Origin of the sequence: Anoxybacteroides tepidamans (assembly GCF_014201465.1) — a bacterium.
In the GTDB taxonomy this organism is placed as follows: domain Bacteria; phylum Bacillota; class Bacilli; order Bacillales; family Anoxybacillaceae; genus Anoxybacteroides; species Anoxybacteroides tepidamans.
This window is the reverse complement of sequence record NZ_JACHEP010000001.1, coordinates 511,651-534,275: the sequence shown is the minus strand read 5'-3', so window position 1 is coordinate 534,275 and position 22,625 is coordinate 511,651. Positions and strand designations below refer to the sequence as shown.

Sequence of the window (22,625 nt, the reverse complement as noted above, 5' to 3'; positions counted from 1 at the left end):
AAAAGTAACGAAATTTTCTCTCTTTTTGCAAACAAAGGAGGCTATTGTATGCGAATTCGCCGCTGTCACGGGTATGAACTGGAAAAAGCGCAACCGAACACGTCCGAAGATTTTTTTAACCGGTCCGAGGTGACGTTTGTCGAAGACGGAGAGGAAAAGACGCTGCACGTGTTATATGTGCGCTATTTTGACGAATTGTTTCCGTCATTTACTCCGTATAAACAAAATCCGATTTTTACGGTGAACGGACGTGACGTCTATTTTAAAGATATTGTGGCGCTCGTATGCTTGCTGAAAAACCCGAGCTTCCGCCATCGAAAACGGGTGTATATCAATGAAGAAAAGGAATTTCACCGCTATTTTGAGCATATTGAATTTACAAAGCTTCAAGAAGTCTTTGCCGCTTTAGAAACAAAAGGGGAATATGAACTCGCATCGCCGCTTTTGTTTATCGTGCAACCATCATAAACATTGGGGGTCTTTTTATGGGAAATTCCATTGTCATGAATCAAACGAAGCAAGTGGAGGCGTTTTTGCAGCAAACCGTCCAAGCGATTGCGGGATATTTGAATGAAATAACGCTTACCGGTTTGTTGAACGAGCAAGAAAATGGAGACAAAGCGTATTACGAATTGCTACTGTCGAATTTGCGCCGACTCGTTGTGTATTGTGAAGAAGGATTGGAAGCATGCCGCATTGTGTTGAACGATGAACCGTTCCGCAAAGCCGCTGCGGAAAAGACACTGTATCGCATTTACCATTCGTGCATTACCGAATTTTTTGCACCAAAAAATGATGTGTGGTATGAAGACAGCCGTTCGGCGTATACGGGCCGAAACTCGATCAAATTCCGGCAAACGCCGCCTCCGTCGCTCAAAGCGCTAGTTGCATCGCTTGAAAGCAGTTTCCAAGCAATGCGCGAAGAACTTGAATTTTATGAAACAGATTACCGGACAAAAATGCTTCAGTCGAAATAATTAAGAAACAAGCTGCCTTTCCGATTGGGGAAGGTGGCTTTTTCTTTTTAAAAAGGGCGGGAACGATTTTTCCCCATCACTCATACGATAATGGCGGATAAAAATAATGAGGAGGTTGGCTATGGAACAGCAAGCGCAGTTTCAACAATATGTACATGAAGTGATGGAATGGGGAAAGCAACTACGCGAAGAGGGAAGTGCGGATGTGGAAGAGCTGCTTGTCCGCCTCAAACAGCATGAAGGTGAATGGAGCGAAGAAGAGATTTACGACATTCAAATGACAGTCGACGTGCTTTATGAAAAAGCGATGCAACTGTTTCAAGAACGTAACGAACAAATGACGGGACAAACAGAAGAATCAACATCGGAAAAAGTCGAATGGCAAACGCAGTTCCAACAATATGTTCATGAAGTGACGGAATGGGGAAAACAGCTGGCACAACAGTCGGGAGCACGCGGTGAAGTGGAAGATTTCCTTGTTCGCCTTGCACAACATGAAGGAGAATGGACGGAAGAAGCGATTTGCGAGATTCAAGGGATGGCCGATGCGCTTTACGAAAGAGCGCTGCAACTGTATCAAACGGAAGAGGAGTTGGAAGAAAAAACGGCCGACGTGACGGACGAGGCAATAGACGAAGAAATGTTGCGTCAAGAACATGACCGTATTTCTGCTGGAGGACATACGCTCCCACCGCTTCCGTATCGATATGACGCGTTGGAACCGCATATTTCCGGAGAAATGATGCAACTCCATCATACGAAGCATCATCAAAGCTATGTCGACGGTTTAAACAAGGCGGAAAAAATGATGCAAAAAGCCCGGGAAACGAACGATTACGAGCTGTTGACACATTGGGAGCGCGAAGCAGCGTTCCACGGTTCTGGCCATTATTTGCATACGATTTTTTGGTATAACATGACCCCAAAAGGCGGAGGAGAACCACAAGGAGCGCTGCTTGAACAAATCAAAGCCGACTTTGGCAGTATCGCCCGCTTTAAACAACATTTTACCGAAGCGGCCAAAAAAGTTGAAGGAGTCGGTTGGGCATTGCTCGTCTGGTCGCCGCGTGCCCACCGTCTCGAAATTTTACAAACCGAAAAGCATCAGTTCATGACGCAATGGGATACGATTCCGCTGCTTGTGTTAGACGTATGGGAACATGCGTATTATTTACAATATAAAAACGATCGAGCCGCCTATATTAACAGCTGGTGGAATGTCGTGAATTGGCGTGATGTGGAACGCCGGTTTGAACAAGCAAGTAAATTGCGCTGGAAGGCGTTTTGATGAACGAGAGGGAAGGCCTCCTCTTCTCGCTTAGACTTGTACAATTTTTGCGCATATCCTCCCTTTTGCCGCATACACTTGTACAAAACGGCAAAAGGGATGGGATTACATGGAGCAAAGGAAACGCTGGATCGTTTTCATCATAGTGTTGGCGCTCATTTTTTCATGTATTCCGAAGCAAACAAAGGCACAAGGTGTCAGCGCACAAAGTGCGATATTAATGGAACAAACGTCAGGGCGCGTATTGTTTGAAAAAGACGCCTATACAAAGCGGCGCATTGCTAGCATTACGAAAATTATGACAGCCATTATTGCGATCGAATCAGGAAAAATGAACGATACGGTGACGGTGAGTTCTCGGGCGGTGCGGGCGGAGGGGTCATCGGTTTATTTGAAGGAAGGCGAAAAAATTAAATTGCGCGACCTCGTCTACGGGTTAATGCTTCGCTCGGGAAACGATGCTGCTATTGCGATCGCTGAATACGTCGGCGGAAGCGTCGAAGGGTTTGTATTTTTAATGAACCAAAAAGCGGAAGAAATTGGGATGAGAAATACGCATTTTGCGAATCCGCACGGTTTAGATGATGTGGAAAACCATTATTCGACCGCTTACGATATGGCGCTTTTGATGCGTTATGCGATGCACAACGAAGAATTTCGCAAAATCTCTGGCACAAAAGTGTACCGCGCCCCGAATCCTGATGAAAAATGGGACCGGATCTGGCGCAACAAAAATAAATTGTTAACAAACCTCTATGAATATTGCACAGGTGGTAAAACAGGCTATACGAAACGGGCGAAACGGACGCTTGTAACAACGGCGGAAAAAGACGGAATGGAGTTGATCGCGGTCACGCTCAACGCTCCTGATGATTGGAATGACCATATCACCATGTATGAATACGGTTTCGAACATTATGTGCTCGCGAAAATCGCCAAAAAACGAATCGACCAAAAAGTGAATGACCGTTTTTACAAAAACCGCATTCAAGCAAGCCGTGATCTATTATATCCGGTAACGGAACAGGAGATCGCGAAGTTGCGCGTTCACATCCAGCTCATCAAACCGAAAAAACAATGGAAAGAAGATGAGCAACTCATCCCGACCGTCGTTGGCAAAGCAGTGTTGTATTTAGACGGTGAGCCGATCGATGAAGTACCACTTTTATATAAGCATAACCGTAACATGCAAGAGACATCGACCATTTGGAAGCTATTTTTCTTTTTAGGTGTGGGGCGCGATGGTTAATCTGATTTGGGCGATCATGGCGCTTGTCGGAATTGTCTTTGCGGCTGCGAACGGCACAATCAATGAAGTGAACGAAGCTGTATTTAAAGGGGCAAAAGAAGCCGTTACCATCGGTATAGGAATGATCAGTATTTTAGTGTTTTGGCTCGGCTTGATGAAAATTGCTGAAGACGCCGGATTGCTTGATAAGCTCGCTCATTTGTGCAAGCCGCTCGTGCGCTACCTGTTTCCGGAAGTGCCGGCCAATCATCCGGCGTTAGGCTACATCGTTTCCAATATGATCGCCAATATGTTTGGACTTGGTAATGCCGCAACCCCAATGGGGATTAAAGCGATGGAAGAGTTGAAAAAACTGAACGGCGATCAAGATACGGCAAGCCGCTCGATGATCACATTTTTAGCGATGAATACGTCCGGAATTACACTCATTCCTGCAACGGTTATTTCGATTCGCATGACATACGAATCGATGGCACCGGGCGAAATTATCGGTACGACGTTTGTTGCTTCCGCCATTTCCACCATTGGGGCGATTTTCATTGACCGGTATTATTATTGGAAACGAACGCGAGGTGGAAAGCGATGATGGGAATCGTTCAATCAATTTCGCTTTGGCTTATTCCGGCGATAATCGGTTTCATTCTTCTGTACGGAACGTGGAAAAAAGTGCCGACTTATGAATCGTTCGTCGAAGGGGGAAAAGAAGGCATTCACATTGCATTTTCAATTATCCCATATTTAGTGGGGATGCTTGTGTCGGTGTCGATTTTTCGTGCTTCCGGAGCGCTTGATTATATGATCGGGTTTGTCAAACCGATGGCTGAAGCGGTTGGCCTTCCGGCTGAAGTTGTGCCGCTGGCGATGATGCGCACCATTTCCGGCACGGCCGCTTTAGGAATGACAACTGATTTAATTGCGACATATGGCCCGGATTCATTTATCGGCAGGCTTGCCGCGACGATTCAAGGCAGCACGGAAACAACGTTGTACGTCTTAACCGTTTACTTCGGCGCTGTCGGCATCAAAAAGATGGGTGATGCGTTGAAAGTCGGCGTTTTAGCCGACATCTTAAGCTTTATCGTTTCCTTTTTAATTGTATTGCTTGTATTTGGAAAGTAGGCAACCGGTTTTGGTTGCTTTTTTGTTTGTTGAAATAAAGAAAGGTATGATAAAAAATAGTGTCGTATGCTTGTATCTTTATGTCGAAAAGAGTAAGATGAGTGAAGAGGTGAAAACGATGGAACGATTGCAAAAAGTGATCGCTCGTGCTGGAATCGCATCGCGAAGAAAAGCAGAAGAGCTGATTTTACAAGGAAAAGTGACAGTCAACGGCAAAATCGTGACCGAGCTTGGCGTTAAAGTCGGTCCGCAAGATAAAATCGAAGTGGAAGGGATTCCGGTCGAAAGAGAAGAGCCGGTCTATTACCTTCTTTATAAGCCGCGCGGTGTCATCTCTAGCGTGAAAGATGACAAAGGGCGGAAAGTCGTCACGGATTTTTTTAAAGATCTTAACCAACGCATTTACCCGATCGGACGGCTTGATTACGATACGTCGGGGCTGTTATTGTTGACAAACGATGGCGATTTTGCGAATCTTTTGATGCATCCCCGCTATGAAATTGAAAAAGTGTATGTAGCAAAAGTAAAAGGCATTCCGACACGTGAGCAGCTCAAACAACTCGAAAAAGGGATCATGCTCGAAGATGGAATGACCGCGCCGGCAAAAGTGAAAATGCTTTCGCTTGACAAGCGAAAGAAAACAGCGATTATGGAAATTCGCATTCATGAAGGACGTAACCGCCAAGTGCGCCGCATGTTTGAAGCGATCGGCTGCCAAGTGATGAAATTGAAGCGGGAACGTTATGCGTTTCTTGATTTAAAAGGACTGAACCCTGGCGATTACCGTGAGTTGTCGCCGCACGAAGTAAAACAGCTTCGCGCGCTTGCATTATCGGGAAGACATGCTCTAAAGTAAATATTTCTCAATTGTCACACAACATTCATATAATTTTCATTATATCCATAGTAGATATTGCTATAATGGTAGAGGGTATATCTTTCTTTTTGGGAGAGTTAGAGGGGTCAACTACCCCCACTTAGCTAACGCTTGAAGTGGAGGCCTGCAACTCCCCAGAAGTGCGAACGGGCATCAATCTCCTTCCTTGACTTGGGGTTGCATTAGGGGCAGGTTGACGACTACCCAACGACATAGGTCATGCCTATATCGCTACCGAGTGGCTCGGCATGTCTGTAGGCAGTACTTGACTTCCACGCACAACAGACGGATGTACGCTCTATTGTTTACGGTTGCAACGTTTCCTGCAACCAACTCCCTACATCGAGTAACGGGGATTGGAGTGTCTTGATACAACGGTTTTCTCCACATTCTTATTATATTATATACAAAAGAAAGGAGGATGGGCGATTCCTCCCCCACTTCCTCCCTTTGGTCGGTGAAGTGGGGGTCTCCTCGCCAAAGATGATGAAAAAACAGCGACTTGTTGTGCGTACGGTTATTTTATTGTTGTTGTTGAGCGCCGTCGGTTATACGATTTATTCAAGCATTTTTGCGGAAAAAACGGACATTAAAGTCGGTGCGACTGCCCCGGATTTCGTGCTGACGGATCTAAACGGAAAAACGCACCGCCTCTCCGATTACCGTGGCAAAGGGGTATTTTTGAACTTCTGGGGAACGTGGTGCAAGCCGTGCGAAAAAGAAATGCCGTATATTAACCGACAATATGCGGTCTATAAAAAACAAGGGGTTGAAGTGTTGGCGGTCAATGTCGGCGAACCGAAATTAAGCGTGCAAAAATTTGTCGACCGGTTCGGACTGACGTTTCCGGTTGTCATTGACCGCGAAGACCAAGTGATGAACGCCTATGAAATCAACCCGCTGCCAACGACGTTTTTAATTGATAAAGATGGAAAAATTAAACAAATTATTACTGGAACGATGACAGAAGAGATGGTCAAACAGTATATGGAAAGCATTAAACCGTAGGGAGTTTTTGTTATGGAACAAGTAAAATGCGAATGTGGTCACGTCAATCCATATGGCACTGCTTTTTGCGAATCATGCGGGAAGCCGATTGAAGAAACGACAAAGCCGCTATTGGATATGCGGTATGAAGGAAGCGCGCGGCGTTCCCAAACGTATAACAAAACGATCATAGATAAAATTTGGAATTTTTTCTCATCTGTTAAAGTCGGCGTATGGCTCATTGTCATTACGCTCATTGCGTCGGCAATCGGCACGATTTTTCCACAAGAAATGTATTTGCCGCCGAACGTAACACCGGCCCAATATTATGAAGATCAGTACGGGTGGGCAGGAAAATTATATTATGAGCTCGGGTTCAACAATTTATACGGTTCATGGTGGTACATGCTGTTGCTTGCCTCAATCGGCGTTTCGCTCGTCATTTGCAGCTTAGACCGGGTGATTCCGCTTTATCGCGCGCTGAACAATCAAGGAGTGGTGCGTCATGAAACCTTTTTGCGCCGCCAGCGCTTGTTCAGCATAACGAATGTGAACGATGAGCGCCTTTTCGAAACGGTGAAGGAGCGTCTAGCGAAGCGCCGCTATCACATCCGCGAAGAAAACGGTAACATTCTCGCCGAAAAAGGGCGCTTTTCGCGATGGGGCCCGTATGTCAATCATATTGGCTTAATCATTTTTTTAATCGGGGCGATGCTTCGCTTTGTGCCTGGAATGTACGTCGATAAAGTGCTCTGGATTCGCGAAGGTGAAACGAAAGAAATTCCGGGAACAAACGGGAAATATTTTTTGAAAAACGAAAAGTTTATTTTTGAAACGTACGAAAAAGGGAAAGAAAACGAAGTGTTTAATGCAGCGATTGACCGTGTCGGCAGCGGTATGGTCGCCAAAACATACCAGACGAATGCCGTTTTATATAAGCGTGTCGGTCCAGTCATCCCGGGAGATGAGCCGAAATTACAAAAAGTAAAAGAATATAAGATTCGTGTGAACGATCCGTTAAAATATGATCATTATGCGCTTTACCAAGTTGATTTTAAATTGAATGAACTAAGCAAAATGTCGTTTCAGCTCATCGACAAAAAAACGGGGACATCATTTGGAACGGTGACGGTCGATCTGCGCAATCCGACGTCTTCTTACAACTTGGGAAAAGGATATCGGGTGGAGCTGCTCAGCTATTTTCCTGATTTTTATTTTGATAACGACGGCAATCCGGCGACGAAAACAAAAATTCCGAACAATCCAGCGTTCGTTTTTAAAATGTACGCACCAGACAAGCCAAAAGGGGAAGTGAGTTTCGTAGCGATCCGCCAGACGATTGAGCCGTTTGGCAACAACAAGTACAAAATGGCGTTTGCTGGCATCGAAACGAGAAATGTATCCGCTTTAACGGTGCGCCGTGATTTTACGTTATGGATTTTAGGCGTGGGCGGAACGATTTTTATGATTGGTGTTATTCAAGGAATGTATTGGAACCATCGCCGCATTTGGCTTAAGCAAGTAAACGGGGAAGTATGGCTTGCCGCCCATACGAATAAAAACTGGTTCGGATTAAAAAATGAAATTAAATCGATCATCGAAGGAACGGGGTTAGCGATGCCGGTCGATCAGGCTGAAATGAAGAAGAAAGCAGCGCAAGGAGGAAACGAGCATGGTGCAACTCAGTAGCACATTGCTATATATCGCATTTGTTCTATATTTGATTGGAACGCTCTTTTTTGGCGGCACGATTCGCGATAAAAAAGGAGCATCGCGCACGAGCCGTTGGGCAACGATTGGGATTACGGTTACGATTTCTGGATTTATTTCCCAATTAGGGTATTTTATTTTAAGGTGGATTGCGGCGGGGCATGCGCCGGTCAGCAACTTATTTGAGTATACCACCTTTTTCGGAATGATGCTTGTTGCGGCATTTATTATTATTTATTTCATTTATAAAACAAGTGTGCTCGGATTGTTCACATTGCCGATCGCATTGCTCATCATCGCTTATGCCAGCATGTTCCCGCGCGAGATTACGCCGCTTATTCCGGCGTTACAGAGTGACTGGTTGAAGATCCATGTGACGACAGCGGCCGCTGGAGAAGCGATTTTGGCGGTTAGTTTTGCGGCAGGGCTCATTTATTTAATTCGTGCCGTCGATCAATCGAAGCCGAGCAAGCGCACGTTTTGGTTGGAGTTTGTGCTGTTTTGTTTGATTACGACGCTCGGTTTTGTCGCTGTTTCGAGCGCGTTTAGCATCGCTGGTTATGAGGCGAAGTTTAAATGGATTGACAAAAACGGCATGGAAAAAGAAGTAATCTATAATATGCCAGCACTCGTCGGCCCGAATCAAGGACAGTTAGAGAAAGAAAGCGCTGACCGTTTTCAACCGCTTGCCGAAATGCCAGCGATCATTAATGCGAAAAGGTTAAATACCGTCATTTGGTCGTTGTTTGGCGGAGCGGTGCTTTATTTGTTGTTCCGACTTGTGTTGCGCAAGCGCGTGGCCGCCGCTCTTCAGCCGCTTGTGAAAAACGTCAATTTAGATTTAACAGATGAAATTAGTTATCGTGCGGTGGCGATCGGGTTTCCGGTGTTTACGCTCGGAGCGCTTATTTTCGCGATGATTTGGGCGCAAATTGCGTGGACGCGCTTCTGGGGCTGGGACCCGAAAGAAGTATGGGCGCTCATTACGTGGCTGTTTTATGCGGCGTTTTTACACCTTCGTTTATCGAAAGGATGGCATGGGGAAAAATCAGCATGGCTTGCGGTCATCGGTTTTGCGATCATCATGTTTAACCTTGTTGCAGTCAACTTGGTGATCGCCGGCTTGCATTCGTATGCTGGTATGTAAAAAAAGGGGATGTCTCGCTTTTTATGGGACATCCTTTTGTTATGGAAATAAGGTAGATAAAATCACCGCATTTTTGTAAAATAGTGAGCAAGGGAGGATGTTCATATGGTGGATAAACAAGTGAAAATTTTAGTAGTCGATGACGAAGAACGCATTCGTCGCTTATTAAAAATGTATTTAGAGCGCGAAGAATATGCGATTGAAGAGGCAGATAATGGAGATGATGCGCTCAAAAAAGCGTTGGAAACCGATTATGATTTAATTTTGCTCGATTTAATGCTGCCGGGCAAAGACGGAGTAGAAGTATGTAAAGAAATTCGCGAAAAGAAAGCGACGCCGATCATTATGTTAACAGCAAAAGGCGAAGAAGCGAACCGCGTGCAAGGATTTGAAGCGGGGACGGACGATTATATCGTCAAACCGTTCAGCCCTCGCGAAGTTGTATTGCGCGTAAAAGCATTGTTGCGCCGCACGGCGAATGCAACATATATTCAGGCGGATACGACGGCGAAAGATGTGCTCGTATTTCCGCATTTAACAATTGATAATGACGCCCATCGTGTGACGGCCGATGGAAAAGAAGTGAACTTGACGCCGAAAGAATATGAATTGCTTTTGTTTTTAGCGAAATCGCCAGATAAAGTATTTGACCGCGAGCAGCTGTTAAAAGAAGTATGGCATTACGAATTTTTTGGCGATTTGCGGACGGTCGACACGCATATTAAGCGGCTCCGTGAAAAATTAAATAAAGTTTCGCCAACAGCGGCGAAAATGATTGTGACCGTTTGGGGAGTTGGCTATAAATTTGAGGTTGTGAACGAATGATGTGGTTTTGGCGAAGCGTTGTCGGAAAGCTATGGTTCACGATTTTGCTTCTTGTGTCGTGCGTCTTGTTTGTGTTAACGATGTTGCTGTTAAAGTTTTTTGAAACGTATCACGTGCAAGAAGCGGAAAAAGAGCTGACGCAGCTGGCGGTGAAAGTATCGGAAGTGATGGAAGAGCACGAAGATGAAGCGCTTGCTCGCTCCATCGCTTCGTCATTAGTTGGTCATACGTCAAGAGCGATCATCATGGTTGACAAAACCCATTATTGGTATTTACCGTCTCATTCCGAGCTTCGCAACTTGCCGTTATCGTTCATTGAAAAAGATGAAGAACTGAAGCAAGCATTCACGAAGCGAAAGCAAGTGAAAAAGAAAACGTACTTGCCGAACGTACAAGCACAAAACGATCGCAATAGCGAATGGCTCATTGTCGGTGTGCCGCTTTTAACAGCGGACGGAAAACAAGGAGCGGTGTTTGTCTACCAGTCGTTAAAAGCAGTTGAAGATACGACAAAGCAGACGACGAAATTTATTTTTCTGGCAGCGTTTATCGCGATCGTGCTCACGACGGTTTTTGCATTTTTTTTATCGACGCGCATTACCGCGCCGCTGCGCAAAATGCGCCAAGCCGCTTTTGAAGTGGCGCGCGGAAAATTCGATACGAAAGTGCCGATTTTAACTCATGACGAAATCGGCGAGCTGGCGATGGCGTTTAATCAAATGGGAAGGCGGCTGCAATTTAATATCAATGCGCTGAACCAAGAAAAAGAGCAGCTCGCGAGCATTTTAAGCAGCATGGCCGATGGGGTCATTACGTTTAACCGCGACGGGGAAATTTTAATTACGAATCCGCCGGCGGAGCGGTTTTTGCAAGCATGGTATTTTGAACAAGGAAACGAAAGAGAAATGATGGCCGCGCTGCCGCCGCAAGTAAAAGATTTGTTTACACGCGTAGTGAATGAAGAGCAAGAACAGGCAGCGGAAGTAACGTTGCAAGGACGGACGTGGGTCATTTTAATGACACCGCTTTACAGCCAAACGGCGGTGCGCGGGGCAGTCGCTGTGCTGCGCGATATGACGGAAGAGCGGAGGCTCGATAAGCTGCGCAAAGATTTTATCGCCAACGTGTCTCATGAGCTGCGCACGCCGATTGCGATGCTGCAAGGGTACAGTGAAGCGATCATCGATGATATTGCGGCAACGGATGAAGAAAAGAAAGAAATGGCGAAAGTGATTTATGATGAGTCGCTCCGAATGGGTCGGCTTGTTAATGACTTGTTGGATTTAGCGCGGATGGAAGCAGGGCATATGACGTTAAATGTCGAGACCGTTCAGCTACGACCGTATATCGAGCGGATTATTCACAAATTTCAAGGGCTGGCGAAAGAAAAGGAAATCGATTTATCCGCTGAGTTTCGTAGTGAAGACATGCATATGACGATTGATCCAGACCGAATTGAACAAGTGTTGACGAACTTAATTGACAATGCGCTTCGCCATACGAATGAACACGGAATGGTGAAAGTGATTGTCGAACGAAGCGGCGATGCAGTGACGATCCATGTCCAAGACTCCGGCTCTGGCATACCAGAGGATGATTTGCCATTTGTGTTTGAACGTTTTTACAAAGCCGATAAAGCGCGCACCCGCGGCCGTTCCGGAACGGGACTGGGCCTTGCGATTGCGAAAAACATCGTCGAAGCGCACAAAGGAACGATCACCGTCCACAGCAAACTCGGCGAAGGTACAACGTTTACGTTTACGTTGCCGGAAAACAAACATTAACAGAATCTCGCAAAAGACAAAGCGGATTACTTTTGTATTTCGGGTTGTTTACGGGTTAAATGTGAAACTGCAAAAATTGCTAAGAGGTGAGCGATGATGAGCCGCTCCCCATTTTTTTATTGCCAAACACTTCTTCTTCCTTTAATATTATAACTGTCAATTGTTCGATTATTTTATACAATTGCATACAAAGTAAAAAAGGTGTCGGAAAGACTTAATAGGGAATCTGGTGAAAGTCCAGAACTGTCCCCGCAACTGTAAATGCAGACGAAATGAAGTCACCACTGTACGGCAAGGCCGTATGGGAAGGTTCAAAGTAGGGTGAAGCATGAGTCAGTAGACCTGCCTTTTTTGCATAAGTTTCCTATCTTCGGGGAGTGAGATGGCGAAACGGCGAGGGATTTTATGCTCCCGTATTTTGTCGTTTCCCGCTCATTCCGTCCGGAGTGAGCGCTTTTTTTATTTCATACACATACATCTAGGAGGAGAAAGCATGAAACAGCTGAAGCATTACGCGTTGTTGCTTGTTTTTGTGTTGATGCTTGGCTTGATCGCCGCATGTGGTAGCAACGAAACAAGCAAACAAGCCAATGAATCCAACGCGAAACAAGAGACAAAAGCTGCCTTTCCAGTGACGGTCAAAGACGGATTAGGCGAGGATGTAACGATCAAAGCCGAACCGAAAAAAATCGTATCGCTCATTCCAAGCAATACGGAAATCGCCTATGCGCTAGGATTAGGCGGCAAAATCGTCGGAGTAAGCGATTTTGACAACTATCCAGAAGACGTAAAAAATAAAGAAAAAATCGGCGGCATGGAATTTAACGTCGAAAAAATTATTTCACTCAAGCCGGATTTGGTGCTGGCTCATGCATCAGGCGCCCATAACTCCAAAGACGGCTTGCAGCAACTAAAAGATGCGGGCATTACGGTGCTTGTCGTGAACGATGCGAAATCGTTTGATGATGTTTATCGCTCTATTGAACTGATCGGAAAAGCGACTGGAACGACAGAAAAAGCGAATGAAATCGTTGAAAATATGAAAACAAAATTGGAAGAGATTAAAGAAAAAGCGAAAAACGTGAAAAATCCGGTCAAAGTATGGGTCGAAGTATCTCCAGCGCCGGAAATTTATACGGCAGGAAAAGGCACGTTTATTGACGATATGTTACAAGCGATTTCCGCGAAAAACGTAGCCGGAGATCAAGAAGGATGGCCGATGTTTACGGAAGAAAAAGCGGTCGCATTAAATCCAGATGTTATTATTACGACATACGGCTATTATGTGAAAGATGCCGTAAACCAAGTGCTCGCTCGCCCTGCTTGGAAAGACGTTCCGGCCATCAAAAATAAACGAGTGTATGATGTGAATTCTGATTTAGTGTCACGTCCAGGCCCGCGCCTTGTTGAAGGGGTAGAGGAACTTGCTAAAGTCATTTATCCAGAAGTCTTTCAATAATGCCATCATTTATGCTGTTACGGGCGCATCGGTGGCGATATGTATGCTATTAGGGATATCGATAGGCTCTCTATCGATTCCCTTTTCTACTATTATCGATATTTTTTTATCGCAATGGTTTGGGGTTTCCGCCCCGCATCCGATTCCTGATAATCTCGTGCAAATCGTGATGGCGATTCGCCTGCCGCGCGTCGTTTTAGCGTTTTTCGTTGGCGCCTCGCTTTCGCTTGCCGGAGCGGCGTTTCAAGGGCTGTTAAAAAACCCCCTTGCCGATCCGTATACGCTCGGCGTATCATCCGGCGCTTCTGTCGGAGCGGTCATCGTTCTTTTTTTCCATTGGCAACTGCCGTGGATCGGCACGTTTACATTGCCGCTTGTCAGCATCGCTTTTGGACTGATCACTCTTTTTCTCGTTCTTTTTTTTGCGAGAGCGGTTGACCGCCGTCTGTCAGTCGAAACGATTATTTTAACCGGCATTATTTTTAGTGCATTTTTTAGTGCGCTCATTTCCCTTATGATCGCCTTGACGGGCGAAGAGTTGCGGCAAATAATCGGCTGGCTCATGGGAAGCGTGGCGATGCGCGGCTGGAATTATACGCTCATGATCGCTCCGTTTTTTGCCGTTGGCGGCTTGTTGCTGTTAATGAATAGCCGCGAACTCAATGCCTTTGCGTTTGGCGAAGCGATAGCGGCACATATTGGCGTCGATGTTGCGAAGCGAAAGCTGATCATTTTAACCGGCGCTTCGCTATTGACTGGCGCGGCCGTCGCTGTTTCCGGTGCGATCGGCTTTGTCGGCTTAGTCGTTCCGCATATGATTCGGCTTGTCATCGGGCCGAACCATCGCCTGCTTTTGCCGCTGTCGCTTTTGTATGGCGGTGCGTTTTTAGTGCTCGCTGACTTGGCGGCACGGACGATCATCTCGCCAAGGGAGTTGCCGATTGGAGTGATTACGTCATTGATCGGCGCACCGCTGTTTGCGTATTTATTTTTAAAAAGAACGAAAAGAAAGACGTGAGAACGATGTTAGAAGTCCATGATCTGTCGTATCGGTATGATGAAAAAACGGTGCTGCACGATGTAACATTTACGGTGGAAAAAGGAGAATTTTTTGGCATTTTAGGACCGAACGGCAGCGGCAAAACGACGTTGTTAAAACTGTTAAGCAAAGAGCTGGCGATGCAAAAAGGAATGATCACGCTCAACGGGACGCCGCTTGTTTCGTTTTCACAAAAAGAGTTGGCGCAGCTTGTGGCAGTGTTGCCGCAAAATGTAGAAACGTCGTTTGGCTATACGGTAAAAGAAACGGTTGAACTTGGGCGCTATGCACACCAGCGGGGATTGTTTCCAAAATGGACGGATGATGACGAACGAGCGGTCATCGAAGCGGTCGAACGAGTCGGCTTGCATGCGAAGCAACAACAAGGAATCGACCGTTTAAGCGGGGGAGAGCGCCAGCGTGTCTATTTAGCGCGGGCGCTTGCGCAACAGCCGAGCTTGTTGCTGTTAGATGAGCCAACGAACCATATGGATATGGCCCAGCAAATGAACTTGCTTGACCAGCTAAAACAATGGACAAATGAAAAGAGGCTAACCGTTGTGGCGATTTTTCATGACATCAATTTAGCGAGCTTATATTGTGATCGCCTTCTTTTGCTTCATGAGGGGAGAGTGGTATGCATCGGCGAACCGAGCGACATCATTGAAGAATCGGCGTTAAAGCATGTGTTCGATGCCGCTGTCCGGCGTCAAGCGCATCCGGTTGTGCCAACGCCGCTTGTTACGTTTTTGCCAAAAATCGAACCAATAAAAAAGGAGCGCGATGTTCTCGATTCGCTCAAGGTGACAAAAAGTCAGGAGCAAATCGTGGTAGCGGCATCCAAACCGTTTAAAACTTTATCATCCGCTGTTGTCGGTGCCGGGTTTCAATGGGCGACCCATTTTGTCAATCGGCATGTGCCAAACGATTATTGTTGCGATGACGCCGAAGAAGAAATGAAGCAATATTTAAAGGCACGCTCGTTTAATGTGCATCGGACGGTCGGCATGATGACCGCTGTATGTTTAGAAGATGCCGCTTACGTATATCGAAAGGAAGCCGATGTGGCGCTATATACGGTCGTCACAGCCGGAGTAGGCAATGCCGTCGATGCGGCAAAAGCATGGGAACATGAGAGTGTGGCGCAAACGATCGGAACGATTAACATCATCATATTGATTGATGGACAGTTAACAGATGCCGCATTCGTCCAAGCGATGATGACGGCAACTGAAGCAAAAGCGAAAGCGCTGTATGATGAACACGTTCTCGATCCAAACACGAACACGATCGCGACCGGCACGTCGACCGATTGCGTGGCGATTGCCGCTTCACAACAAGGAGCGGTGTTCGACTACGCGGGGACCGCAACGCCGCTCGGAAAAGCGATTGGCCGTTCCGTGTATAAAGCGACTGTAGAAGCGTTGCGAAAGTATCGAAAGCGAAGAGGCGATGTTGAATGTTGAATCACTTGTTAGCAATCGTTTTAGCAATAATCATCGACTTTTTGATCGGCGATCCGCGCTGGCTGCCGCATCCGGTGCGCGGAATGGGGCGATTGATTGCATGGCTCGATCGCCGATTGAACAAAGGGCGCTATCGGCGGATGAAAGGAATCATCACTTTGATGATCGTCATCAGCATCGTCTATGTGATTGGGTATGCGCTTATATACGAAAGTTACCGCCTTTCTACTGCATTAGGCATTGCTGTTGAAGCCGTTTTGATTTTTACGACGATTGCGGCAAAAAGTTTACAGGAAGCAGCATGGAACGTGCTTATTCCACTTGAGCAAGGTGATCTGAGGAAAGCGCGGCAAGAGCTTAGCATGATTGTCGGCCGGGACACGGAAGCGCTTGATGAACCGGAAATCGTTCGCGCCTGTGTCGAAACGGTCGCGGAAAATACGAGCGACGGGATTACCGCTCCACTTTTTTACGCGCTGATCGGCGGAGGCGCACTTGCGCTTGTGTATCGAGCCGTTAATACGTGTGATTCCATGCTTGGATATAAAAATGAAATGTATCGCGAGTTTGGCTGGGCATCGGCGCGCTTGGATGATGTATTTAATTATGTGCCGGCGCGCTTGACTGCATGGGTGATGGTCATTGTCAACAGCCGCTCCATTCGCCGATCGGCTCGGCTTCTGTTGCGCGATGCCCGCAAACATCCGAGCCCAAATAGCGGCTGGGGAGAAGCGGCAATGGCAGCAATTTTAGGAGTGCAGCTCGGGGGAATGAATACATATCAAGGAGTCGTCTCTCATCGTCCGAAAATCGGCGATGCCGTTTGCGAACTACAAAAACAGCATATTCGCAAATCCGTTCATGTCATGATTCGCACCGTTATCGTGTTTATTTTATTGCTTTCGATTGGAGGGGTGATCGTTGAATTGGCCATCACATGGAGCGAATCCGTACAAGCTATATAAAAGTCTCGATCTTCCGTTTCCAGATGTGTGGATCGATTTTAGTGTTAATACGAATCCGTATTCGTTGCCGCTTTCGCTATGGCCGACGCAAGCGGACTTTTGCCGTTGGGCAACGGAATACCCGGACCCTGATGCTTCGGAGCTAATAAACTATCTTTCTCGTACGGAGCGACTTTCAAGTGAGCAGCTGCTCATCGGAAGCGGCGCTTCGCAATGCATTGATCTTCTTGCCCGATTATTTTCCGGGAAACGTGTCGGCATTTTCGAGCCGACGTTTTCCGAATATCGCCGGGCATGTGAGGCAAATCGTTGTACGATTGTTTCCATCGTTTCTGATGAACAAAGAGACTGGGCGTATGATCAACAGCAGTTGCTCGAATTGGTCGAACAAGTCGATGTGTTGTTTTTATGCCATCCGAATAATCCGACGGGAACCGTGATGAAAAAAGAACAGCTGTATTCGCTTCTCGAAGCAGCGGAGCAAGCTGGAACGTTCGTTGTGATCGATGAAGCGTTTTATCATTTTTGGAATGGCGCATATACGGCGCTGGAATGGATTTCTTCGTTTTCGCGTCTGATTGTAATCCGTTCGCTTACGAAAATGTATCATTTAGCTGGTGTGCGCATCGGATACATTGCGGCGAACGAAGCGGTCGTTCAGAAGCTCAAAGCTTTTCAACCGCCATGGAGCGTCGGTCAAGTGGCGCAAAAGTTGGCGCTGCATTTCTTGCCGATGAACGAATTTGTGGTGCATGCGAGATGGATGATCGACCATGAGCGAAAGAGAATCACGGCAGTGTTGCAAAAAGCAGGCTATTACGTATCGCCGTCGGTCGTGAATTTTTATTTGTTGCGAGCGCCACACCAATCGGCAGAAAAATTGCTGTACGATTTGTTGCGCGAAGGCTTGATCCCGCGCCATACGAAAAATTTCCGCGGCTTGGACGGACATTATTTGCGATTAGCCGTCAAAACAAAAGGCGAAAACGACCAATTATTATCGTTTTTAACAAGGTGGCTGTCATGATTGTGTTCATTAGCGGCGGCGTGCGCAGCGGAAAAAGCAAAATGGCGGAACGGTGCGTGGCAGCGCTCGCTTCTTGTCGAGGGATCGTTCATTACATTGCGACGGCAAAAGTAACGGATGAGGAAATGAAAGAGCGCGTTGCCCGCCATCAACGAGAGCGAAGCATGCAACCGATACGATGGGTGACGTGGGAACAGCCGCTGCATGTGCACGAACTTCTTCCGCATTTTCAGAACGACGTCGTCTTGCTCGACTGTTTGACGAACTGGCTTGCGAACGAATTGTTTCATGAGGAAGGATGGGAGAAAGAAGAACGCTGTCGGCAAAAGGCGAAGCGAATATTGACAACGATCGCGCAGCTTGAATCTTCCAGCAACGCGCTTGTGATTGTGTCAAACGAGTTATTTTCCGGCGGAGTTCCGCAAGACATCGGGACGTATCATTTTATGAAAATGCTCGGCTGGCTGCATCAGCACATCGTCCACCTCGCTTCGCACGCGATTCTTGTGCAGCACGGCATTCCGATCGTGAAAAAGGGAGGAAGCTTGCCATGAAAGCGATAAGGCATGGATTGTTGTTGGCGTTGCAGTTTTTAACCGTTTTTCCGCTGCGTAAAGAAATTTCATGGGAACCGGAAACGGCGCGCTGGTCGGTGCGAATGTTTCCGATGGTCGGCTTGTTCATCGGGGGAGTGCTGGCTGTTTGGTATTGGCTTTTGTCATTGACGCCGGTGTCGCCATTGTTTCTTTCGCTTTCCCTTCTGTTTTTGTCCATTTTTTTGTCCGGAGGGCTGCATGCGGACGGGTGGATGGATGTGAGCGATGCGTTTTTTTCGTATCGCGATGCCGAAAGAAGGCTTGAAATTATGAAAGATTCGCGCGTCGGGGCGTTTGCGGTGTTATCAATTGTTTTTCTTTTATCGTTTCGGTTTTTATTTTTGTATGAAACGATTGTTAAGCACGTATCACCGATTGTGTTCATCATTATCCCGTTTCTTGCGCGCGTGTTGATGTCGCTGTTGCTTATATACGGACGTTTGGCCAAACCGACAGGAATGGCGGCGGCGTTTCGCGAGCATCTCACAAAAAGCGATGCCTATTTCATCGTTGTTATTTTATGTGTAGGGGTTGCAGGCTTTAGCTTTTTTCATCCTGTTGAAACAACTGTATTAGCGATGGGCGCTCTTATTAGCTTTTTTTGGGCGCGGTCGTTTTATGACAAGCAGTTTGGCGGTATTACCGGCGATATGCTTGGCGCATTTGTAGAAGGGACGGAGGCGTGGTTATGGTTCATCATCTGGCTTTTACCTTTCTTCGTCACGGAATAACGAAAGAAAATGAAGAAAAGCGCTATATCGGTTTTACAGACGTGCCGGTGACGGAACAAGAAATGAAACGTCTTCGGGAAGCGGACATTCGTTTAGGGTCTTATCCCGATCTGATTGTTACAAGCGATTTGCTGCGATGCCGGCAAACGTGCGACATGTTATTCGGGAATATGTCCATTCCGATTTACGAAATGAGAGAGTGGCGTGAAATAAATTTTGGCGATTGGGAAGGAAAAACGTTTGCGGAGTTGAAAGAAGTAAAAGAGTACAGCGAGTGGCTCGAATCACCGTTTTCTGTCGCTCCGCCAAACGGGGAACATTATCGCGATTTTCAGCAGCGGGTCGAACAGGCGCTCACGCAGACGATCAAGCTTGCTGAACAACACGCTGTTTCACACATTTTGGTGATTACGCACGGAGGTCCGATTCGCTATTTATTAGAGCAGTACGCGCCGTTGGAACGCCCGTTTTGGGAATGGCTCGTTCCGTTTGGTGGCGGGTTTACATTGCAGTCGACGATAGAGCGATGGAAGGAGCGAAAACGATGCATTTCGTTGTCGGAGGTGCCTTTCAAGGGAAACGGAAATGGGTGCGCGGCTATTACGAGCTAGATAAAGCGACTTCGCATCGCTGGTGCAACGGCTATGAACAAGACGCGTTTTTTCCGGACGAAATGAAAGAGCGCATTGTCGTATTTGAAGGGTTGGAAGCACTTATTCGCCGCCTGCCGGATCGCGTGTATTGGGAGTCGTTTTTTCAAACATGGCATGAGTGGGAACAAGAAAAGGACGAACGATGCGTTATTTGGATCGGCTGCGATATTACGCAAGGGATTGTACCGATCGCCAAAGAAGAGCGGCATTGGCGCGATGTGACCGGATGGTGTTACCAACAATTATCTAGACGATGCGACCGCGTTGACCGCCTATGGTGCGGGCTGGCGGAACGAATGAAATAAAGGGGGGGGGAACCGAGCATGAGGTTGTATACGAGAACGGGAGACAAAGGAAAAACGAGCTTGATTGGCGGGCGCGTCGATAAAGATCATTTGCGCGTTGAAGCGTACGGGACGTTAGATGAAGTCAATTCGTTCGTCGGGCAGGCGATGACGTTGCTTGCTGGGGAGCAATTTCAAGACATTTACGCCGAACTGCAAAAAATTCAGCATGAATTGTTTGATTGCGGCGGCGATTTAGCGATTGTGAACGAAAAGCTTCCGTATAAAGTGACGGCGGAAATGGTGGCGTTTTTAGAACAACGGATCGATGAATACATTAAAGAAGCGCCGCCTTTGGAAAAATTTATTTTGCCGGGTGGATCGGAAGCAGCAGCCGCCATTCATGTCGCCCGCACGGTCACAAGAAGGGCGGAACGCTGCATCGTGTCGCTTAGCAAAGCCGAGCCGATCAACGAGATTGTGTTGCAATATGTCAATCGCCTTTCCGACTACTTTTTTGCGGTGGCCCGCGTCATTAATGCCCGCTTAGGCGTCCGCGATGTCGAATACGAACGAAGCGCCATTGTGTTTCGCGAGAAGGAAGATTAGTAACCGCTCCGTTCTTAAGAGTTTTTCGTACGTTGAATATATAATAAGGAAGAATATCACGTCATATTCTTCCTTTTTTGTTATACAATTTTTAAGATGATGTTGTAACAAAAGCGGTTTTTTTCACGACTAACGCTGTAGAACGGGAGGGGAATGGATGGATTCCGTTTTTGATGAACTGTATGAAAAATACCATCAAGATTTGTTTCAATTTTTATTTTATATGGTGCGGAATCGGGAGCAAGCGGAAGATCTTGTTCAAGAAGTATATGTGAAAGTGTTGCGTTCATATGAGCGATTTGAAGGACGAAGCAGCGAAAAAACGTGGCTGTTATCAATTGCAAAGCATGTGGCGATTGATTTTTTTCGCAAACAGAGAAGCTGGCGCGAAAAAATGATGACAACGTTCGATTGGATGTCGCAACCGCTTCATGATCCCTACCCTCTGCCGGAAGAGATCGCTGTTCAAAAAGAAGAAATTCAGCTCATGTACCGCTGTTTAGGAAGATGTACGATCGATCAGCGGCTCGTCGTCGTGCTTCGGTTTATTCAAGGGCTGTCGGTAGCGGAAACGGCCGAAACGCTAGGCTGGACGGAAAGCAAAGTAAAAACAACGCAGCATCGGGCGTTAAAACGTCTCAAGCAGCAAATGGAAGAAGAAGCAGCAAAGGGAGGGTGGCATCATGAGAAAATCCCAATGGAATGAGGAAGACATTCGGTTGGTCTTACAGCGAATGCCAATGGTGAGCGATCGCCGCTCGAAAGACGAAATATATCGGCAAGTACGGATGATGGAAAAAAACAAGCGAATCGTTCCAACGCTTGTTTCGATTGCGGCGGCTTGTTTGTTTGTTGTGATCGGTGTATCGTTTTATTCCTCTTCATTGTCAACAAAAGAAAAAAACGCCGAACAGAAGCAGGAAATGTCGATCGCGATGAGAACGGGAGAATCTGCGAAAAAGCAAAACATGATGATGCAAACCGATCAAGCGGACGTTATTTCTTCGCGCATCATCACGAACGGAGAAGCGGTCGTTTTCGGTCTCCCGGATGCAAGCGCGCAAACAGTCATTCCTGTCAGCATTCCCGTATCAAATGAACAAATATTCCGCGACAAGCAAATCGAAGCGGCGAAAGCGCAGCTTACAGACCAATGGGGGCTGGACAGCCGCTGGTTTGAAGGAGTGACGATGTCGGTTTCGCCTGAACGTCCGAACGTATGGATCATTCGCATTCCAAAAACACACCCTGTTTTCTCGGGAGGTTCTGCGAATGAAGTGATGTTTCTTTCGAGCGTGGAAGAGACGGTGCGCTGGATGGGAGGAACAAGCGTACAATTTTTTACGGGAGATCAAAAAGGAATCGATTTGCCGAATACCGGCCATCTTGAATCAATAACGATTCCACAAAAAAAACGGGCGTACTATTTTTATCAGTTAGATGACTCCCATCCGCTGCTTCTTGCACCGTCATTACAAGAGTTTGCGACAATTGAGAAAGCGCTTGAAAGCATGCAAAACGTTACGGGTGATCTATTTCGTCCTTCGATTTCGCAACAAGTGCATATTGCTTCAGTACAAAAACAAAACGACAACCTCATTGTTCAATTTGCTAGTAATTCGTCATTTGCGGATCCCGCTACTTCTCAATGGATGCTCGAGGCAATCTTGTTGACAGCAAAAGAATTCCGTTTTCGGTACGTGACGTTTACAGGCGGGAACGTCGATCATATTGGCCCGTACCGGTTCAACGAAAAAATCGAAGTGCCGGTCGCGCCAAATCCTGTGCCGGTTCACTAACTGTTCGACAGGTGCCCTAAAAATAAGAGGCACC

General features: G+C 46.7%; 24 protein-coding genes and 1 riboswitch. All 24 genes read left to right on the top strand.

The genetic code is table 11. From position 1 onward, the window contains the following. Positions 1–48 precede the first annotated feature (48 nt). Positions 49–468: a hypothetical protein gene (locus HNQ34_RS02740; protein WP_183251220.1), complete on the top strand. Its 420-nt coding sequence runs from the start codon at positions 49–51 to the stop codon at positions 466–468. A 17-nt stretch (positions 469–485) separates the two neighbouring features. Then, entirely contained in the window at positions 486–977 is a 492-nt protein-coding gene (locus HNQ34_RS02735; protein WP_183251218.1) for a YpuI family protein, read from the top strand. Between the two features lie 121 nt (positions 978–1,098). Further along, the gene (locus HNQ34_RS02730; RefSeq protein ID WP_183251216.1) at positions 1,099–2,265 is read left to right on the top strand and encodes a superoxide dismutase; all 1,167 of its coding nucleotides are present in this window, start codon (positions 1,099–1,101) and stop codon (positions 2,263–2,265) included. 109 nt (positions 2,266–2,374) lie between these two features. Beyond that, positions 2,375–3,514 carry a D-alanyl-D-alanine carboxypeptidase family protein gene (locus HNQ34_RS02725; protein WP_183251215.1) on the top strand — a complete coding sequence of 380 codons (1,140 nt, stop codon included), beginning with the start codon at positions 2,375–2,377 and terminating at the stop codon, positions 3,512–3,514. Beyond that, entirely contained in the window at positions 3,507–4,100 is a 594-nt protein-coding gene (locus HNQ34_RS02720; RefSeq protein WP_183251213.1) for a nucleoside recognition domain-containing protein, read from the top strand. The genes HNQ34_RS02725 and HNQ34_RS02720 overlap by 8 nt, the downstream gene beginning before the upstream one ends. Next, positions 4,100–4,633 (top strand): spore maturation protein, encoded by a 534-nt coding sequence (locus HNQ34_RS02715; protein ID WP_183251346.1) that lies wholly within the window; start codon positions 4,100–4,102, stop codon positions 4,631–4,633. The genes HNQ34_RS02720 and HNQ34_RS02715 overlap by 1 nt, the downstream gene beginning before the upstream one ends. Positions 4,634–4,751: 118 nt before the next feature. Beyond that, the gene (gene rluB, locus HNQ34_RS02710) at positions 4,752–5,489 is read left to right on the top strand and encodes a 23S rRNA pseudouridine(2605) synthase RluB (RefSeq protein WP_183251212.1); all 738 of its coding nucleotides are present in this window, start codon (positions 4,752–4,754) and stop codon (positions 5,487–5,489) included. Between the two features lie 504 nt (positions 5,490–5,993). Next, positions 5,994–6,518, top strand: coding sequence for a thiol-disulfide oxidoreductase ResA (gene resA, locus HNQ34_RS02705; protein WP_183251210.1), 525 nt, complete (start codon positions 5,994–5,996; stop codon positions 6,516–6,518). A 12-nt stretch (positions 6,519–6,530) separates the two neighbouring features. Further along, positions 6,531–8,186, top strand: coding sequence for a cytochrome c biogenesis protein ResB (gene resB, locus HNQ34_RS02700; RefSeq protein WP_183251208.1), 1,656 nt, complete (start codon positions 6,531–6,533; stop codon positions 8,184–8,186). Continuing rightward, positions 8,170–9,354, top strand: coding sequence for a c-type cytochrome biogenesis protein CcsB (gene ccsB, locus HNQ34_RS02695; protein WP_183251206.1), 1,185 nt, complete (start codon positions 8,170–8,172; stop codon positions 9,352–9,354). Before resB ends, ccsB begins: the two co-directional genes overlap by 17 nt. A 105-nt stretch (positions 9,355–9,459) precedes the next feature. After that, positions 9,460–10,179, top strand: a complete 720-nt coding sequence (locus tag HNQ34_RS02690) for a response regulator transcription factor (RefSeq protein ID WP_221277233.1) — start codon at positions 9,460–9,462, stop codon at positions 10,177–10,179. After that, positions 10,179–11,963: an ATP-binding protein gene (locus tag HNQ34_RS02685; protein WP_183251343.1), complete on the top strand. Its 1,785-nt coding sequence runs from the start codon at positions 10,179–10,181 to the stop codon at positions 11,961–11,963. Before HNQ34_RS02690 ends, HNQ34_RS02685 begins: the two co-directional genes overlap by 1 nt. A 182-nt stretch (positions 11,964–12,145) precedes the next feature. Further along, positions 12,146–12,327: riboswitch (cobalamin riboswitch) on the top strand. Positions 12,328–12,456: 129 nt separating this feature from the next. Then, the gene (locus tag HNQ34_RS02680; protein ID WP_183251204.1) at positions 12,457–13,422 is read left to right on the top strand and encodes an ABC transporter substrate-binding protein; all 966 of its coding nucleotides are present in this window, start codon (positions 12,457–12,459) and stop codon (positions 13,420–13,422) included. Continuing rightward, positions 13,388–14,440 carry a FecCD family ABC transporter permease gene (locus HNQ34_RS02675; RefSeq protein WP_409978341.1) on the top strand — a complete coding sequence of 351 codons (1,053 nt, stop codon included), beginning with the start codon at positions 13,388–13,390 and terminating at the stop codon, positions 14,438–14,440. Before HNQ34_RS02680 ends, HNQ34_RS02675 begins: the two co-directional genes overlap by 35 nt. Before the next feature lie 5 nt (positions 14,441–14,445). Beyond that, positions 14,446–15,927: an adenosylcobinamide amidohydrolase gene (locus HNQ34_RS02670; protein WP_183251201.1), complete on the top strand. Its 1,482-nt coding sequence runs from the start codon at positions 14,446–14,448 to the stop codon at positions 15,925–15,927. Further along, a complete protein-coding gene (gene cbiB / locus HNQ34_RS02665; protein WP_183251338.1) occupies positions 15,924–16,892 on the top strand; it encodes an adenosylcobinamide-phosphate synthase CbiB in 969 nt (322 codons plus the stop codon). The genes HNQ34_RS02670 and cbiB overlap by 4 nt, the downstream gene beginning before the upstream one ends. Further along, entirely contained in the window at positions 16,849–17,919 is a 1,071-nt protein-coding gene (gene cobD, locus HNQ34_RS02660) for a threonine-phosphate decarboxylase CobD (protein WP_183251200.1), read from the top strand. The genes cbiB and cobD overlap by 44 nt, the downstream gene beginning before the upstream one ends. Then, on the top strand, positions 17,916–18,473 hold the full coding sequence (locus tag HNQ34_RS02655; protein WP_183251198.1) for a bifunctional adenosylcobinamide kinase/adenosylcobinamide-phosphate guanylyltransferase: 558 nt from the start codon (positions 17,916–17,918) through the stop codon (positions 18,471–18,473). Before cobD ends, HNQ34_RS02655 begins: the two co-directional genes overlap by 4 nt. Continuing rightward, positions 18,470–19,246, top strand: coding sequence for an adenosylcobinamide-GDP ribazoletransferase (cobS, locus tag HNQ34_RS02650; protein ID WP_183251196.1), 777 nt, complete (start codon positions 18,470–18,472; stop codon positions 19,244–19,246). The genes HNQ34_RS02655 and cobS overlap by 4 nt, the downstream gene beginning before the upstream one ends. Further along, positions 19,204–19,857: a histidine phosphatase family protein gene (locus HNQ34_RS02645; protein ID WP_183251195.1), complete on the top strand. Its 654-nt coding sequence runs from the start codon at positions 19,204–19,206 to the stop codon at positions 19,855–19,857. Before cobS ends, HNQ34_RS02645 begins: the two co-directional genes overlap by 43 nt. Then, positions 19,791–20,204, top strand: a complete 414-nt coding sequence (locus HNQ34_RS02640; protein ID WP_183251193.1) for a bifunctional adenosylcobinamide kinase/adenosylcobinamide-phosphate guanylyltransferase — start codon at positions 19,791–19,793, stop codon at positions 20,202–20,204. The genes HNQ34_RS02645 and HNQ34_RS02640 overlap by 67 nt, the downstream gene beginning before the upstream one ends. An 18-nt stretch (positions 20,205–20,222) precedes the next feature. Continuing rightward, positions 20,223–20,792: a cob(I)yrinic acid a,c-diamide adenosyltransferase gene (locus HNQ34_RS02635; protein ID WP_183251191.1), complete on the top strand. Its 570-nt coding sequence runs from the start codon at positions 20,223–20,225 to the stop codon at positions 20,790–20,792. A 157-nt stretch (positions 20,793–20,949) separates the two neighbouring features. Then, positions 20,950–21,498: an RNA polymerase sigma factor SigX gene (gene sigX, locus HNQ34_RS02630; protein ID WP_183251189.1), complete on the top strand. Its 549-nt coding sequence runs from the start codon at positions 20,950–20,952 to the stop codon at positions 21,496–21,498. Then, positions 21,476–22,591: a UDP-glucose 6-dehydrogenase gene (locus tag HNQ34_RS02625; RefSeq protein ID WP_183251187.1), complete on the top strand. Its 1,116-nt coding sequence runs from the start codon at positions 21,476–21,478 to the stop codon at positions 22,589–22,591. The genes sigX and HNQ34_RS02625 overlap by 23 nt, the downstream gene beginning before the upstream one ends. Positions 22,592–22,625 lie beyond the last annotated feature (34 nt).

What these genes read in the sequence shown, in the direction of transcription:
- HNQ34_RS02740 (WP_183251220.1), top strand. Translation starts at nt 49, where the DNA reads ATGCGAATTCGCCGCTGTCACGGGTATGAACTGGAAAAAGCGCAACCG.
- HNQ34_RS02735 (WP_183251218.1), top strand. Translation starts at nt 486, where the DNA reads ATGGGAAATTCCATTGTCATGAATCAAACGAAGCAAGTGGAGGCGTTT.
- HNQ34_RS02730 (WP_183251216.1), top strand. Translation starts at nt 1,099, where the DNA reads ATGGAACAGCAAGCGCAGTTTCAACAATATGTACATGAAGTGATGGAA.
- HNQ34_RS02725 (WP_183251215.1), top strand. Translation starts at nt 2,375, where the DNA reads ATGGAGCAAAGGAAACGCTGGATCGTTTTCATCATAGTGTTGGCGCTC.
- HNQ34_RS02720 (WP_183251213.1), top strand. Translation starts at nt 3,507, where the DNA reads ATGGTTAATCTGATTTGGGCGATCATGGCGCTTGTCGGAATTGTCTTT.
- HNQ34_RS02715 (WP_183251346.1), top strand. Translation starts at nt 4,100, where the DNA reads ATGGGAATCGTTCAATCAATTTCGCTTTGGCTTATTCCGGCGATAATC.
- rluB (WP_183251212.1), top strand. Translation starts at nt 4,752, where the DNA reads ATGGAACGATTGCAAAAAGTGATCGCTCGTGCTGGAATCGCATCGCGA.
- resA (WP_183251210.1), top strand. Translation starts at nt 5,994, where the DNA reads ATGATGAAAAAACAGCGACTTGTTGTGCGTACGGTTATTTTATTGTTG.
- resB (WP_183251208.1), top strand. Translation starts at nt 6,531, where the DNA reads ATGGAACAAGTAAAATGCGAATGTGGTCACGTCAATCCATATGGCACT.
- ccsB (WP_183251206.1), top strand. Translation starts at nt 8,170, where the DNA reads ATGGTGCAACTCAGTAGCACATTGCTATATATCGCATTTGTTCTATAT.
- HNQ34_RS02690 (WP_221277233.1), top strand. Translation starts at nt 9,460, where the DNA reads ATGGTGGATAAACAAGTGAAAATTTTAGTAGTCGATGACGAAGAACGC.
- HNQ34_RS02685 (WP_183251343.1), top strand. Translation starts at nt 10,179, where the DNA reads ATGTGGTTTTGGCGAAGCGTTGTCGGAAAGCTATGGTTCACGATTTTG.
- HNQ34_RS02680 (WP_183251204.1), top strand. Translation starts at nt 12,457, where the DNA reads ATGAAACAGCTGAAGCATTACGCGTTGTTGCTTGTTTTTGTGTTGATG.
- HNQ34_RS02670 (WP_183251201.1), top strand. Translation starts at nt 14,446, where the DNA reads ATGTTAGAAGTCCATGATCTGTCGTATCGGTATGATGAAAAAACGGTG.
- HNQ34_RS02655 (WP_183251198.1), top strand. Translation starts at nt 17,916, where the DNA reads ATGATTGTGTTCATTAGCGGCGGCGTGCGCAGCGGAAAAAGCAAAATG.
- cobS (WP_183251196.1), top strand. Translation starts at nt 18,470, where the DNA reads ATGAAAGCGATAAGGCATGGATTGTTGTTGGCGTTGCAGTTTTTAACC.
- HNQ34_RS02645 (WP_183251195.1), top strand. Translation starts at nt 19,204, where the DNA reads ATGGTTCATCATCTGGCTTTTACCTTTCTTCGTCACGGAATAACGAAA.
- HNQ34_RS02640 (WP_183251193.1), top strand. Translation starts at nt 19,791, where the DNA reads ATGCATTTCGTTGTCGGAGGTGCCTTTCAAGGGAAACGGAAATGGGTG.
- HNQ34_RS02635 (WP_183251191.1), top strand. Translation starts at nt 20,223, where the DNA reads ATGAGGTTGTATACGAGAACGGGAGACAAAGGAAAAACGAGCTTGATT.
- sigX (WP_183251189.1), top strand. Translation starts at nt 20,950, where the DNA reads ATGGATTCCGTTTTTGATGAACTGTATGAAAAATACCATCAAGATTTG.
- HNQ34_RS02625 (WP_183251187.1), top strand. Translation starts at nt 21,476, where the DNA reads ATGAGAAAATCCCAATGGAATGAGGAAGACATTCGGTTGGTCTTACAG.